Source organism: Nocardia sp. NPDC059180, assembly GCF_042754945.1.
Lineage (GTDB): Bacteria > Actinomycetota > Actinomycetes > Mycobacteriales > Mycobacteriaceae > Nocardia.
The window spans coordinates 538,631-551,774 of record NZ_JBHZBU010000001.1 but is presented as its reverse complement, the minus strand read 5'-3'; the positions used below and the strand labels follow the sequence as shown (position 1 = coordinate 551,774).

General features: G+C 67.3%; 13 protein-coding genes and 3 tRNA genes. 7 read left to right on the top strand and 9 right to left on the bottom strand.

Annotated features, from left to right (window positions below):
* Positions 1-38 precede the first annotated feature (38 nt).
* The 3 genes from ACFXNW_RS02540 to ACFXNW_RS02530 all read right to left on the bottom strand — a co-directional run bounded on the left by ACFXNW_RS02540 (position 39) and on the right by ACFXNW_RS02530 (position 1,070).
* Positions 39-111: transfer RNA gene (locus ACFXNW_RS02540), tRNA-Arg, on the bottom strand.
* A 37-nt stretch (positions 112-148) separates the two neighbouring features.
* Positions 149-238: transfer RNA gene (locus ACFXNW_RS02535), tRNA-Ser, on the bottom strand.
* 91 nt (positions 239-329) lie between these two features.
* Positions 330-1,070 (bottom strand): dienelactone hydrolase family protein, encoded by a 741-nt coding sequence (locus ACFXNW_RS02530; protein WP_379415328.1) that lies wholly within the window; start codon positions 1,068-1,070, stop codon positions 330-332.
* A gap of 96 nt (positions 1,071-1,166) precedes the next feature.
* Between ACFXNW_RS02530 and hisC the strand changes: the two genes are divergently transcribed.
* The gene (hisC, locus tag ACFXNW_RS02525; RefSeq protein ID WP_379415327.1) at positions 1,167-2,246 is read left to right on the top strand and encodes a histidinol-phosphate transaminase; all 1,080 of its coding nucleotides are present in this window, start codon (positions 1,167-1,169) and stop codon (positions 2,244-2,246) included.
* Between the two features lie 106 nt (positions 2,247-2,352).
* On the opposite strand, the gene ACFXNW_RS02520 is transcribed toward hisC, so the two are convergent.
* The 5 genes from ACFXNW_RS02520 to ACFXNW_RS02500 form a co-directional block, all read right to left on the bottom strand.
* Positions 2,353-3,414, bottom strand: a complete 1,062-nt coding sequence (locus ACFXNW_RS02520; RefSeq protein WP_379415326.1) for an alpha/beta hydrolase — start codon at positions 3,412-3,414, stop codon at positions 2,353-2,355.
* A 92-nt stretch (positions 3,415-3,506) separates the two neighbouring features.
* On the bottom strand, positions 3,507-3,887 hold the full coding sequence (locus tag ACFXNW_RS02515; RefSeq protein ID WP_379415325.1) for a hypothetical protein: 381 nt from the start codon (positions 3,885-3,887) through the stop codon (positions 3,507-3,509).
* A 135-nt stretch (positions 3,888-4,022) separates the two neighbouring features.
* Positions 4,023-4,107, bottom strand: a tRNA-Ser gene (locus ACFXNW_RS02510).
* A gap of 33 nt (positions 4,108-4,140) precedes the next feature.
* Positions 4,141-4,551, bottom strand: a complete 411-nt coding sequence (locus tag ACFXNW_RS02505; protein ID WP_379416258.1) for a MarR family winged helix-turn-helix transcriptional regulator — start codon at positions 4,549-4,551, stop codon at positions 4,141-4,143.
* Between the two features lie 138 nt (positions 4,552-4,689).
* On the bottom strand, positions 4,690-5,865 hold the full coding sequence (locus tag ACFXNW_RS02500) for a lactate 2-monooxygenase (RefSeq protein WP_379415324.1): 1,176 nt from the start codon (positions 5,863-5,865) through the stop codon (positions 4,690-4,692).
* A 234-nt stretch (positions 5,866-6,099) separates the two neighbouring features.
* Here ACFXNW_RS02500 and ACFXNW_RS02495 point away from each other — a divergent pair, with 234 nt between their 5' ends.
* The gene (locus ACFXNW_RS02495) at positions 6,100-7,101 is read left to right on the top strand and encodes an NAD(P)H-quinone oxidoreductase (protein ID WP_379415323.1); all 1,002 of its coding nucleotides are present in this window, start codon (positions 6,100-6,102) and stop codon (positions 7,099-7,101) included.
* A gap of 34 nt (positions 7,102-7,135) precedes the next feature.
* Here the strand turns inward: ACFXNW_RS02495 and ACFXNW_RS02490 are convergent, their stop codons facing one another.
* Positions 7,136-8,338 carry a cysteine desulfurase-like protein gene (locus ACFXNW_RS02490; RefSeq protein ID WP_379415322.1) on the bottom strand — a complete coding sequence of 401 codons (1,203 nt, stop codon included), beginning with the start codon at positions 8,336-8,338 and terminating at the stop codon, positions 7,136-7,138.
* A 95-nt stretch (positions 8,339-8,433) separates the two neighbouring features.
* On the opposite strand from ACFXNW_RS02490, the gene ACFXNW_RS02485 reads away from it, so the two are divergent.
* The 5 genes from ACFXNW_RS02485 (at position 8,434) to rsgA (ending at position 13,144) form a co-directional block, all read left to right on the top strand.
* Entirely contained in the window at positions 8,434-9,042 is a 609-nt protein-coding gene (locus tag ACFXNW_RS02485; RefSeq protein ID WP_379415321.1) for a bacterial proteasome activator family protein, read from the top strand.
* 201 nt (positions 9,043-9,243) lie between these two features.
* Positions 9,244-10,029, top strand: coding sequence for an ABC transporter permease (locus tag ACFXNW_RS02480; RefSeq protein ID WP_379416257.1), 786 nt, complete (start codon positions 9,244-9,246; stop codon positions 10,027-10,029).
* A 14-nt stretch (positions 10,030-10,043) separates the two neighbouring features.
* Positions 10,044-10,886, top strand: coding sequence for an ABC transporter ATP-binding protein (locus ACFXNW_RS02475; RefSeq protein ID WP_379415320.1), 843 nt, complete (start codon positions 10,044-10,046; stop codon positions 10,884-10,886).
* The gene (locus ACFXNW_RS02470; RefSeq protein WP_379415319.1) at positions 10,883-11,869 is read left to right on the top strand and encodes a glycosyltransferase; all 987 of its coding nucleotides are present in this window, start codon (positions 10,883-10,885) and stop codon (positions 11,867-11,869) included. The genes ACFXNW_RS02475 and ACFXNW_RS02470 overlap by 4 nt, the downstream gene beginning before the upstream one ends.
* Positions 11,870-12,097: 228 nt before the next feature.
* Positions 12,098-13,144: a ribosome small subunit-dependent GTPase A gene (gene rsgA, locus ACFXNW_RS02465; RefSeq protein WP_379415318.1), complete on the top strand. Its 1,047-nt coding sequence runs from the start codon at positions 12,098-12,100 to the stop codon at positions 13,142-13,144.

Here is a 13,144-nt window from a genome sequence, read left to right as displayed (position 1 = left end):
GAGAAGGCCCCTCCCACTGTGGGAGGGGCCTTCTGAAGTGCGCCCGAAGGGATTCGAACCCCTAACCTTCTGATCCGTAGTCAGATGCTCTATCCGTTGAGCTACGGGCGCTTGCCTGTGTTCAGTTGTTCACCCGGTTTCCCGGGCTTGGCGGAGGCGAGAGGATTTGAACCTCCGGTCCCCGTGAAGGGACAACTCATTAGCAGTGAGTCCCATTCGGCCGCTCTGGCACGCCTCCTGGAGCCTTCTCTTCGAGGGCACCGGTCCTTTCGAACCGCCGAGCAGCAAGGTTACAGTAGGCGATCCACAGAGCGCAAAACGGCTGGTAGTTAGCGTAAATTGCTGTCGAACCAGTCGAAGATCCTGGTTTGCGCGTCGATGAGATCGTCGCGCTCGTCCTCATCGTCGTCGCCGGGGTTGTCGGCGCGGTGCAGCAGGCCGGGGTAGCTGATCACCAGACTGGCCGCCGAGGCGCGCGCGGCGGCGTCACGCAACTGCTCGACCTCCGCGGGCGGGGTGGTGGGATCGGTGTCGCCGAACAGACCCAGCCACGGCGCCTGCAGGCTCGGGGCGACCCGTACGAGCGCCTCGGCCTTGTCGGTGAGCGGGCTGGCGATGCCGGGGGCCGCGACGCTGACGGCGGCGCCGATGGGCCGGTTGGTCGCGACGAGGAAGGCGGCGGTGCCCGCGGTGTCGAATCCGAGCGCGCCGATGCAGTCCGGGAACACCCCGTGCCGCGTCAGCCAGTCGAAGCAGGCGTCGAAATCCTCGAAGAGTTCGTCGCCGAACACCCCGGTGGACGGGGTGTCGGTGGCGCGGTGGAACAGGTTGGGCGCGACCACCGTCCAGCCCTCGGTGGCCAGCGCCTGCATGAGCTCCAGCAACGGTCCGGTGAACTCGCTGGACTCGTGCAGCAACACGATGCCGCCGCGGGCATTGCCTTCGGGTTCGACCACCGTGATGGGCACCTGCCGGTGCGCGGCCGGGCGCTGATCCGGCTCGGGCGCACCCTCGGTTGCCATGTCGTCCCCGACGCGCAGCGGCGCTAGATCGTCATAAGTGCCCGACATGAATCCAGCCTAGGACCGAATTCTGATCTTGGGGAGAAATTGCACGTGAGAGGCCCTCGCGCACGGAAATTCCTGGGCCGGGCATATGGTTGGGGGGTGAGCGCGAAGATTCGGCCGGACCTCGATTCCATTCCGGCGTACGTCCCCGGCCGCAACCATCCCGGTGCGGTCAAGCTCGCGAGCAACGAGACCACCTTCGGCCCGCTGCCCACCGCACTGAAGGCCATCGCGGAGGCGGCGGAGCTGTCGAGCCGCTATCCGGACAATCAGGTGACGGAGTTGCGTGCGGCGCTCGCGGAGTTCCTCGGCGTCTCGCCGGCGAACGTCGCGGTGGGCTGTGGCAGCGTCGCGCTGTGCCAGGAGCTGGTGCAGATCACCTGCTCCTCGCCCGAGGACGAGGTGGTGTACGCGTGGCGCTCGTTCGAGGCGTACCCGATCGTCACCCAGGTGGGCAATGCCAAGGCCGTGCCGGTGCCGCTGGACCCGGAGCTGGTGCACGATCTGGACGCGATCGCCGCCGCGGTCACCGAGCGGACGAAGATGATCTTCGTCTGCAACCCGAACAATCCGACGGGCACCGCCGTCGGCCGCGAGGCATTGACTCGTTTCCTCGACTCCGTCCCGAGCGATGTGCTCGTCGTCCTGGACGAGGCCTACTACGAGTACATGCGGCTGACACCGCAGGATCACCCCGACGGCGTCGAGCTCGGCCGCACCCGGCCCAATGTCGTTGTGCTGCGCACCTTCTCGAAGGCCTATGGCCTGGCAGGGCTGCGGGCAGGCTATGCGGTGGGCGCCCCCGAGGTGATCACCGCGCTGCTGAAGGTGCACATCCCGTTCAGCGTCAACCGGATCGCGCAGGCCGCGGCGATCGCCTCGCTGGAGGCGCGCCACGAACTGCTCGACCGCACCGAGCCGCTGATCGCCGAACGCGACCGCGTGCGTGCTGCCCTGGTCGCCGCCGGCTACCGGGTGCCGCCGAGTGAGGCGAACTTCGTCTGGCTGGCGCTGGGCGAGCACAGTGTCCCGTTCGCGGAGGCGAGCGCCGAAGCGGGTGTGCTGGTGCGGCCGTTCGCCGGTGACGGTGTGCGCGTCACCACCGGCGACCCGCACGAGAACGACCTGTTCCTGGACTTCGCCACCGATCCGGCGGTCGCCGCCCGGTTCACCGCCTGACTCAGGACGCGCCGATCTCTGCGCACGCTGCGCCCGCGATCCCAGTACGCGCGGAATGCGCCGCCATCAGGGCGGGCCGAACTGCCGCACGCTGCGCTCGCCGACCTCAGGACACCCCGAGCCCGCGCGAGATGGTCGGCCAGGAGCTGACCAGCTCGTCGGCCCAATACGGCCAGGAATGGGTGCCGGTGGACCGGAAATTCGCGGTGTGCGCGATGCCGAGGGTGTTGAGCCGGTCGACGAGACGGCGGGTGCAGGTGCTGGTGCCCGCCTCGAGCGGACTGCCGAATCCGATGGCGGTTAGCCATTCCGGATTACCGGGATGGTCGTACTTGCCGGGGACACCGCTACCCGACGACAGGTAGATGGCCTTGCCACGCAACGCTTCCGCGTGACTGGTGACGTCGTGCGCGAGCCAGGCCGGGTTATCGGGTCGGCCGAACATATTGTTCGGATCGCCCTTGTACGTGGCGATCACGGCGCGGACCTGTGCCTGACCGAGATCGGATCCGCTGGTGTAGCAGCCGCTGTGCGCGGCGACGGCGGTGTAGAGCTGCGGTTCACGCACGGCGAGCATCATGGCGCCCTCGGCACCCATGGACACACCCATGAGGGCGTTGCGGCCGTTGCCGTCGAACTCGGCGTCGATCAGCGGGGGTAGTTCCTCGGTGAGGAATGTCTCCCACATGTTGGTGCCGAGCACGGGATCGGGGTGCTGCCAGTCGGTGTAGTAGCTGGCCGGACCGCCGACGGTCAGCACGACGTTGACGTTCTTGTCCTCGTAGAACTCCACCGCCCGGCCGCGTTCGATCCAATTGTTGCTGTCCTCGACGGCGCTGCGGCCGTCGAGCATGTAGACGGTGGGCCGGGGCGCGCTGCGATCCCGCGGCAGCAGCACCTGTACCTCGACGGTGCGGCTCATCGCCGGCGAATCGACGTAGACGCGCAACCTGCGGTCGGTGATCTCGCTGATCCCGCTGATCTTCGGGCGTGCGGGCATGGGCCTGGTCTGCTCGGCCATGCCAGGGCCATCGGAAGATCCGGTGCCCTGTTCCTCGGCGGGAGCCGCCGTCGTCAAGGGGGCACCGGTCGCCGCCGCACCGATCAGCAGTGCGGCGCTCACCAGTGCACCGGACAACCAGCGCCGCGGTCCACGCCGTGACAGCATGTGGCCATACTGCCAGAAGCGCCGACGGGTTCCCGTCGGCGAGAATCGGGCGCGGCGCGGATTCACGCTGTCAGCAGGACGTATGGCCGAACTCAGGGCTCGTAGACGCCGTAGGCACGGTTGGCGATGCACATCGGCACCACGTGCTGATCGCGGCGCCATTCGAATCGCGCGGCGGCCTCGACGGTTTCGCGTTCCACCAGGCAGACGGTGGTCGTCCCGGGCAGGGTGATGTTCGCCAGCGGCGAGACCGCCAGCGGAATCCCCACGTAGACCTTGTTGTTCATGCACACCGGCACCACCGGGACCCCACGCGCGGCGCTGTGCCGGTCGGCCACGCCTTGGGCGTACGGCACGCCACCACAGTCGAGTGGGTTGGCGTCGCTCGCCTGGGCCGGTGCGGCGAGGGTGAGACCGGCCGCGGTACCCACGGCCAGCAAGGTCAGGGATCTAGCGATGGTGGTCCACGTCATAGCCGCATTGAAACACTCGCCCCGCACGACACACCCGATAATCGCGGGCGTGTCATCGGGCTGGGACGTGATCGGTATCGGGGCGTTCACGCCTGCCGCGGCCGGAGGGATCCGGCCGACGGCGGCGGTTCGTTGCGGAGACGGAGGGATTTGAACCCCCGGTCGCTCTCACGACGCTCGCTTTCAAGGCGAGTGCATTCGGCCGCTCTGCCACGTCTCCAGGCCAACGATCGTAACCGATCCGGCGGGTAGGTCAGCGGCCGTCCGAGAGAGCTTCGAGGTCGATGCGGCCGAAGACGTCGGCGATGACGTCGAGTTGCTCGGGGGTGAGCAGGTCGATGAAACCCTTACGGACGGCCTCGACGTGACCTGGTGCGGATTCGGAAAGCCTGCTCACTCCGGCGTCGGTGAGTTCGGCGAGCACCCCGCGCCCGTCCTCGACACAGGTATTGCGGCGCACCAGCCCCTGCGCCTCCATCCGGCGGACCTGATGGGTGAGGCGACTGCGCGAGGACAGCACGCCGTCGGCGAGTTCGCTCATGCGCAGTGACTGCCCCGGAGCCTCTGACAGCAGGACGAGGATGCGGTATTCGGCGAGGCTCAGATCGTTGTCGCGCTGCAGCTGCCGGTTCAACGTGGTCATGAGACGGAGGTGGCCGTCCATGAACGCCCGCCACGCGTTCTGCTGAGCCGGGGTCAACCACTCCGGCTCAGCGGAAACGCGACCGCTTGGTTTGGTAGGCACGTCGGTATTCTATGTCGTCCGACCAGCGAAGTTACCGGCCGGTTACCCTTGTCGCGGTCAGCGCGGGGTGGCGAGCAGATCGCGCGAGAGATCACCGACCTTCGCATGGCCCGACAGACCCATCGTCGAATCGAAATCGGCGAGCAGCAGACGCAGCGCATGACGCACGCCGTCATGGCCTGCGATGCCGAGGCCGTAGGCCCATGGGCGCCCGTAGAACACCGCTTTCGCACCGAGTGCCAGCGCGATGAGCATGTCGGATCCGGTGCGGATTCCGGAGTCGAAGAGCACGTCCGCCCGGTCACCGACACTCGCGACGACAGCGGGCAGCGCGTCGAGAGCCGCGATGGAACCGTCGACCTGGCGGCCGCCGTGATTGCTCACCACCACCGCGTCGGCGCCGGCGTCCACCACCTGCCTGGCGTCGTCGGGGTGCAGGATGCCCTTCACCGCGATCGGCAGATCGGTCCATTCCCGCACGTGCGCGATATCGGCCGGACGCAGCGTGTGGTTGCCGAAAAGCCCGGCCCAGGTGAGGATCGCGGTTCGCATCGCGTCCTCGCTGTCCTCGGGCGGCGCGGGTAGTTTGGCGCGAAACACCGGATCCGATAGGTAATTGGCGATGCCTTTGCCCTGCAGGAACGGCAGATGCGCCTGCTCCAGATCGCGGGGACGCCAGCCCAGCGACGGAGTGTCGACGGTGACGACGATCGCCTTGGCGCCCGCCTTCTCCGCGCGCTGGACGAACGAGCGGGCCAGATCGTTGTCGGCGGGCCAGTACAGCTGGTACCACCATTCGCCTGAGGCCGCGCCGACCTCCTCGATGGTCGACGACGCCGCCGTGGACAGCACCATGCCGACCCCGAGTTCCTTGGTGACCTCGCCGACCACAGTCTCCCCACGGTCCTGTAGCAGTTCCAGCACGCCGACCGGCGCGGTCAGCACCGGCGCCGCAAGCTTGGTGCCGAGCACCTCGACCGACAGATCGCGGGCGCCATAACCGGTGGTGCCCCGCAACATGCGCGGGACGATCCGGTACCGGTCGAAGGCCGCGCGGTTGGCCTGCGCGGTCCGCTCACCCGACGCGCTACCCGCGACGTAGGCGAAAGCCTCGGCGCCGAGCAACTCCTCGGCGCGCGCCTCGAGCCCGTCGGCCGTCATCGGCAGTTCGGGCACCTCGCCGCCAAGACCGCGAAAGTAGATCTCATTCTGAAAGTCGATGAAGCTGCTCACGGTCGAAGACGCTAGCGCCTGCGTCTCGTGACCGCGCCCACACACCGAAATACCGCGGTGCCTCGCCGATCTCGCGGGCGTGGGTAGCCGCCTGCCGCCGCCTCGCCTGCCGAGCTGGTTCGGCAACCCATACCGAGAGGCACACCAGCGCGGGGTCTACTCGCGAAACGCCTCAGCCATGTGCCGCTCGCGAGGTTGCGGCGATGGTCTGCGGCTGTCGGGCACTATGGGCTCGTGCGTGCGATCAAGTTGGACGGGTTCGGTGGGCCCGAGGTTATGGAGTGGGTTGAGGCGCCCGATCCCGAGGCCGGGCCCGGGGAGGTGCTCGTCGATATCGCGGCGGCCGGGGTGAACCGGGCCGACGTCATGCAGCGTAAAGGCCACTATCCGCCGCCGCCGGGTGCGAGCGAGATCCCCGGACTCGAATGTTCGGGGGTGATCGCGGCGGTCGGCGAAGGTGTGCGCGGCTGGTCGGTGGGTGATCGGGTGTGTGCGCTGCTGTCCGGCGGCGGCTACGCCGAACAGGCAGTCGTACCCGCGGGCCAGCTGCTCCCGATACCGGACGGGCTCGATCTGGGCGCGGCGGCCGGGCTGCCCGAGGTAGCGGCCACGGTGTGGTCCAACCTGGTGATGACCGCGCGCCTGCACGCGGGACAGCTGCTGCTGATCCACGGCGGCGGCAGCGGCATCGGCACGCATGCGATCCAGGTGGCCAAGCGGCTCGGTGCACGGGTGGCGGTGACGGCGGGTTCGGCCGGCAAGCTGGAACAGTGCCGTGAGCTGGGCGCAGACATTCTGATCAACTATCGCGAGGACGATTTCGTCGCCGTCATCCGCGCCGAACAGGGCAGCGGCGGACCGGGCGCCGACATCATTCTCGACAATATGGGCGCCGCCTACCTCGCCCGCAATGTTGAGGCGCTGGCCACCTACGGACAGCTGGTCGTCATCGGATTGCAGGGTGGGGTCAAGGCCGAGCTGAACCTCGCGGTGTTGCTGGGTAAGCGCGCCGCGGTCCGCGCGACGAACCTGCGCGGGCGTCCGGCGAACGGTCCAGGCAGCAAGGCCGAGATCATCGCCGAGGTCAGCAAGCATGTGTGGCCGCTGGTCGCGCAGGGTGCGGTGGTTCCGGTGATCCACGCAGAACTGCCGATCAGCGAGGTGGGCGAGGCACATCAGCTGCTCGATTCCCCGGACACGGTCGGCAAGGTTGTGCTGCAGATCGGCGACTACTGAGCTGCCAGGAGCGATCGCACCGGCTCGACCGGACTCAGTCCAGCGCCGACAGTGCCCGGCCGAGCTGGTCGATCTCGAACTTCGTCGTATAGGGCGCAAGGCCGACGGTCACCGCGCCACCCTCGTCGTTGACCCCGAGCGCGTCCAGCAACCGGCTGCCGCCGTGCGTGCCGCTGAGGACGCCGATGCGGTTGTCGGCGAGCTCGGCGGCGATCTTCTCGGCCTGCAGCCCGTCCATAGTGAAGCTGACGGTCGGGATGCGGGTGGAGGCGCGGCCGATGACGGTGAGGTTGTCGATCTTGTCCAGGGTGTCCATCAGATGCTCGAACAGCTGGTCGTGATAGTCCTGCAACGAGGTGATCGAGACCTCCAGGCGTTCGCGGCGGGTGCCGGTGGCCCGTTCGTCCAGGCTCGCCAGGTAGTCGATGGAGGTGGTGAGCCCGGCGAGCAGCGAGTACTGGTGCCCGCCGACCTCGAGCCGTTCGGCACCCTTGGCATACGGGTTGAGCGACATCGACGGGATGCGGTCCAAGAACGCAGGGTCGCGGAACACCAGCGCACCGATCTGCGGCCCGCCCCAAGACGGCGCGCTCAGCGCGACCACGTCGGCGTTGAGTTCCTCGATATCGATCAGCGCGTAGGGCGCGGCGCCGAACGCGTCGGCCACCAGCAGTCCACCCACCTCATGCACCCGGTCGGCCGCCACCCGCACGCCCGGCGCCGAGCCGACGATCGGCGACGCCGCGGTCAGCGCGACCAAGCGCGCGGTCGGCCCGATCAGTTCCTCGAACTGCCACGACGGCATCTCGCAGGTCTCGATCTCGACCTCGGCCCAGCGCACATGCGCGCCGTATCGGTTGGCGATGCGCAGCCAGGGGGCGACGTTGGCCTCGTCATCCAGGCGCGACAGCACTATCCCGGTACCGAGCCCGAGGCGCGAGCTCAGCGATTCGGCCAGCCAGGCCAGAAGTACCGCACGATCCGGTCCGAGAACGACGCCGGCGGGATCACCGCCGACCAGGTCCGCGACCGCCTCGCGTGCCGAGTCCAGAATGGCGGCGGCGCGCTTGGCGGCACCATGGCGGCCTACGTGGGAAAACGACGACGTACGGAAACCTGTTGATACGGCCCGGGATACCGAATCCGGAACCAGCATGCCCGCTTGCGGGTCGAGATGGATCCAGCCGTCGCCCAGGGACGGTATCAGGCCCCGAACCCGTGCGACGTCGTAAGTCATGCTGGCCACTCTAAGGGCAGCGGGCGAGGCCGCGTAACCCTCCCCACAGCGACCGTCTTTAGCACGTTCGCCGCCGACGCGACATGATGGAGACCATGACGCACTCGGATGACGCATCGGATCCCGTTGTCGTAATCGGACCCGAAGGACGCCCCCTGCTGCTACCCGGCGGTAAGGGTTCGGACGCGCCTTTCACCGCCCAGGTGGTCTCCGACGACGACGAGAAATCCAACGACTCCGACGACCGTGACGACACCGGCGAATCGCTGGCCGACATGGTCGAGCAGCCTGCGAAGGTCATGCGCATCGGCACCATGATCAAGCAGCTGCTCGAGGAGGTCCGTGCGGCGCCGCTCGACGACGCAAGCCGCGCCCGGCTGCGCGAGATCCACAAGTCCTCGATCCGCGAGCTGGAGCAGGGGCTGGCGCCGGAGCTGCGCGAGGAGCTCGAGCGGCTGACGCTGCCGTTGACCGATGAGTCGGTGCCGTCGGATGCCGAGCTGCGCATCGCCCAGGCCCAGCTGGTCGGCTGGCTGGAGGGCCTGTTCCACGGCATCCAGACCGCGCTGTTCGCCCAGCAAATGGCCGCGCGTGCCCAGCTCGAGCAGATGCGCCAGGGTGCGCTGCCGCCCGGTCTGCACGCGAGCGACCCCCGTGGCGGGCAGCACGGCCAGACCATCGGCGGCACCGGCCAGTACCTGTAACCGCAGGGCGGATAGTGGTGGCGGGGCCCGGAACGTATCGCCCGGGTAGTGTCGAGCACCGTGCCCGCCGCTGCCGCCAGCCCCGACTCGGTTACCGATGTGAGTAAAGAACAGACTTCCGAACCCACCGTCACCGCGCCGGTCGAGCCTGCCGAGACGCTGGTGTCGGACTCGCAGTCCTTCGCCCGCGCGTTCCAGGACATGCGCGACGGCTTCGGCCAGCGCGAACTGTGGCTCTCGCTGGGCTGGCAGGACATCAAGCAGCGCTACCGGCGTTCGGTGATCGGCCCGTTCTGGATCACCATCGCCACCGGCGTGCAGGCCGCGGCCATCGGCATTCTGTATGCCGCACTACTCGGGCAGCCGCTGCGGGAATACCTGCCGTATGTGGCAGTCGGGTTGATCGTGTGGAACGTGATCCAGGCGAGCATTCTCGAAGGCTCCGATGTGTTCATCGCCAACGAGGGGCTGATCAAGCAATTGCCCTCGGCGTTGAGCGTGCATGTGTATCGCCTGGTGTGGCGGCAGTTCCTGTTCTTCGCGCACAACTTCGCGATCTATTTCGTCGTCTTGATCGCCTTCGGGGTGTGGCAGAACCTGCATTGGACGGTCATCTTCGCGATACCGGCATTGCTGTTGATCTTCCTCAACTCGATGTGGGTGTCGATCCTGTTCGGCATCATCAGCACCCGCTACCGCGATATCGCGCCGATCCTCGGCAGCATGACGCTGATGCTGTTCGTGCTGACCCCGGTCATGTGGAACACCAAGAGCCTGCAGGAACAGGGCGGCGATGTGGCCGATCGGGCCAAGCTGGCCGAAATCGTGCCGACCTTCCACTACCTGGAAATCGTGCGCGCGCCGCTGCTCGGTGACGACCAGCAGCTCTATCACTGGGTGATCGTCGGCGCGATCACCGTCGTCGGCTGGATCGCGGCCGTACTCGCCCTGAAGAAATTCCGTTCGCGCGTGCCGTACTGGGTATAGGAGCCGATGCAGCGATGACAGATCATGTGAGCATCGAAACCCGCAACGCGTGGGTGGAGTTCCCCATCTTCGACGCGAAATCGCGGTCACTGAAGAAGGCATTCCTCGGTAAGGCCGGCGGCGCCATCGGACGCAATCAGTCCGATGTCGTCGTGGTCGAGGCACTGCGCGACATCACCCTGTCGCTGAAGGAGGGTGACCGGGTCGGCCTGGTCGGGCACAACGGCGCGGGCAAATCCACCCTGCTTCGGTTGCTGTCAGGCATTTACGAACCCTCGCGCGGCAGCGCCCGCATTCGTGGCCGGGTGGCGCCGGTCTTCGATCTCGGTGTCGGCATGGATCCGGAGATCTCCGGCTACGAGAACATCATCATCCGAGGGCTGTTTCTCGGCCAGACCCGCAAGCAGATGATGGCCAAGATCGATGAGATCGCCGATTTCACCGAACTCGGCGAATACCTCGCGATGCCGCTGCGCACCTACTCCACCGGTATGCGCGTGCGCCTGGCCATGGGCGTGGTCACCTCGATCGACCCGGAAATCCTGCTCCTGGACGAGGGCATCGGTGCCGTCGACGCCGAATTCATGAAAAAAGCCCGGCTGCGCCTCCAGAAATTGGTGGCCCGATCCGGCATCCTGGTCTTCGCCAGCCATTCCAACGAATTCCTCGCCCAGCTCTGCGATTCGGCCATGTGGATCGATCACGGCCAGGTCCGGTTGCACGGCGGCATCGAAGAAGTCGTGCGGGCATACGAAGGCCCGGAGGCGGGTAATCACGTCGCGACCGTCCTTGCCGAATTGGAAGCCGAGAAGGCCACCGATGACGCCGAACGAGAACTGGAGCCGAACCAGACATGAGTGAGCCGACCGGGCCGAACACCCCGATCGCTGCCGGGGCGTCCCCGGTCGAGTCCGCGGCTTCCGCCGAGCAGGTGGCGGTCGACACCGGCGCGACCGCCCGCATCGTCGCCGTCGTCGTCACCCACAAACGGCGCGAACTGCTGGCCGAATCGCTGAAGGTGCTCGCCTCACAGTCCCGTCCGGTCGACCATCTGATCGTCGTCGACAACGGCAATGAGCCCGAGGTCGCCGACCTGGTCCGCGACCAGCCACTGGAAACCACCTACCTGGGCTCGGCTCACAATCTCGGCGGTGCCGGCGGATTCGCACTCGGCATCCTGCACGCGCTGAGCCTCGGTGCCGACTGGGTGTGGCTGGCCGACGACGACGGCAGGCCCGAAGGCCCCGAAGTGCTGGCCACGCTGTTGGACTGCGCGGGCAGGCACAACCTGGTCGAGGTCTCGCCGGTGGTCTGCGATATCGACGAACCCGACCGGCTGGCGTTCCCGCTGCGGCGCGGTGTGGTCTGGCGTCGGTTGCGTTCCGAACTCGGCGACGACGACTTCCTGCCCGGTATCGCGTCACTGTTCAACGGCGCGCTCGTCTCCGCCACCGCGATCGACGTCATCGGCGTTCCCGATCTGCGTCTGTTCGTGCGCGGCGACGAGGTCGAGGTGCATCGCCGCCTCGTGCGCTCCGGCCTCCCTTTCGGCACCTGCCTGCAAACGGCCTACCTGCACCCCAACGGCGCGGCCGAATTCAAGCCCATCCTCGGCGGCCGCATGCACACCCAGTACCCGGACGACCCGGTCAAGCGCTACTTCACCTACCGCAATCGCGGATATCTCATGTCCCAGCCCGGTATGCGCAAACTCCTGCCCCAGGAATGGGTCCGCTTCTCCTGGTTCTTCCTGGTCACCCGCCGCGACCCGGCCGGACTTCGCGAATGGTTCCACCTGCGCAGTCTGGGACGGCACGAGCAGTTCGGGAAGCCGGAGTAGATCGCGCCTGCCCTGCTCGGGCGAAATTCGATTGCGCGGGATCGGCCCGTCTGTGAGAGTTGTGGAAACTTCGAGGTGAATGAGGAGGTGGAGTTCGTGGTGATTGTTACGCGGTTTGTCGTGTCCAGGTCGGCTGTGCAGGTGCGCGCCGCCGGACGGAACTCCATCTCGTACTCAACTCGCTGAGCTCCGATCGGGGCTCGGCGCCCCACGGAGGTTTCTCTCATCATGGTCGATTACGACCTGTTGGTTCCCTATGGCTGGACCGAACGTGTCCGGCTCGAATATGCCGCACTGCTCGAAGCGGACTGCGTGCCCGCACGGGTGATTCGGATGGATCGTGGCGAATGCGATGTCGCCACACCTTCAGGACCCGGCCGGGCGACATGCCCGCGCTCGGATTCGGAAGTCAGCGGACTGTGCACCGGCGACTGGGTGCTCATCGATGCGGCGATGAATGTGCGGCGGATGTTGCCGCGCCGGTCTGCGATCGTGCGCTCGACGGCGTCGCGGGATTCGCGGGGACAGGTGCTCGCCGCCAATGTCGATACCGTGCTGGTCTGCACCGCTGCCGACGGTGACGTCGATCTCGGCCGGATCGAGCGGATGCTCACTCTGGCCTGGGAGTCCGATGCGCAGCCCGTCGTCGTGCTCACCAAAGCCGATGCGGCCGAGCATCTTCGGCTCGACGAAGTGCGAGCCGTCGCGCCCGGCGCCACCGTTGTCGCGGTCAGCGCCACCGCCGAGTACGGACTCGACGTGCTCACCGCGTTGCTCGATGGCACCGTCGCGCTGATCGGCCCGTCCGGTGCGGGCAAGTCGACACTCGCCAATGCGCTGCTCGGCGCGGAAGTCTTCGCCACCAACGACGTTCGCGCCGTCGACAAGAAGGGCAAGCACACCACCGTGCACCGCGAGCTGCGGCCGCTACCCGGTGGCGGCACGCTGATCGATACGCCCGGCCTGCGCGGCGTCGGCATCTGGGACGCGACCGACGGCATCGAACGCACCTTCAGCGATATCGAATCCCTCGCCGCCGACTGCCGTTTCAGCGATTGCGCCCACGACGCCGAACCCGGCTGCGCCGTGCGGGCCGCCATCGACAACGGCGAACTCACCGACCGTCGCTTCGACAACTACCGCAAACTCGCTCGCGAAAACGAATGGATGGCCGCCCGCACCGACAAACGCCTGCGCGCCGAACGCGAGAAGGTGTGGCGCGATATCACCAAACAGCACCGCCGCATGTTCCGCGAGAAGAATCAGCGGCGCTGA

Bases quoted from the DNA above. Each gene is read 5' to 3' on its own strand.
- ACFXNW_RS02530 (WP_379415328.1), bottom strand. From the start codon at position 1,070: ATGTCGGGCACTTATGACGATCTAGCGCCGCTGCGCGTCGGGGACGAC.
- ACFXNW_RS02520 (WP_379415326.1), bottom strand. From the start codon at position 3,414: ATGCTGTCACGGCGTGGACCGCGGCGCTGGTTGTCCGGTGCACTGGTG.
- ACFXNW_RS02515 (WP_379415325.1), bottom strand. From the start codon at position 3,887: ATGACGTGGACCACCATCGCTAGATCCCTGACCTTGCTGGCCGTGGGT.
- ACFXNW_RS02505 (WP_379416258.1), bottom strand. From the start codon at position 4,551: ATGGACGGCCACCTCCGTCTCATGACCACGTTGAACCGGCAGCTGCAG.
- ACFXNW_RS02490 (WP_379415322.1), bottom strand. From the start codon at position 8,338: ATGACTTACGACGTCGCACGGGTTCGGGGCCTGATACCGTCCCTGGGC.
- ACFXNW_RS02485 (WP_379415321.1), top strand. From the start codon at position 8,434: ATGACGCACTCGGATGACGCATCGGATCCCGTTGTCGTAATCGGACCC.
- ACFXNW_RS02480 (WP_379416257.1), top strand. From the start codon at position 9,244: ATGCGCGACGGCTTCGGCCAGCGCGAACTGTGGCTCTCGCTGGGCTGG.
- ACFXNW_RS02475 (WP_379415320.1), top strand. From the start codon at position 10,044: ATGACAGATCATGTGAGCATCGAAACCCGCAACGCGTGGGTGGAGTTC.
- ACFXNW_RS02470 (WP_379415319.1), top strand. From the start codon at position 10,883: ATGAGTGAGCCGACCGGGCCGAACACCCCGATCGCTGCCGGGGCGTCC.
- rsgA (WP_379415318.1), top strand. From the start codon at position 12,098: ATGGTCGATTACGACCTGTTGGTTCCCTATGGCTGGACCGAACGTGTC.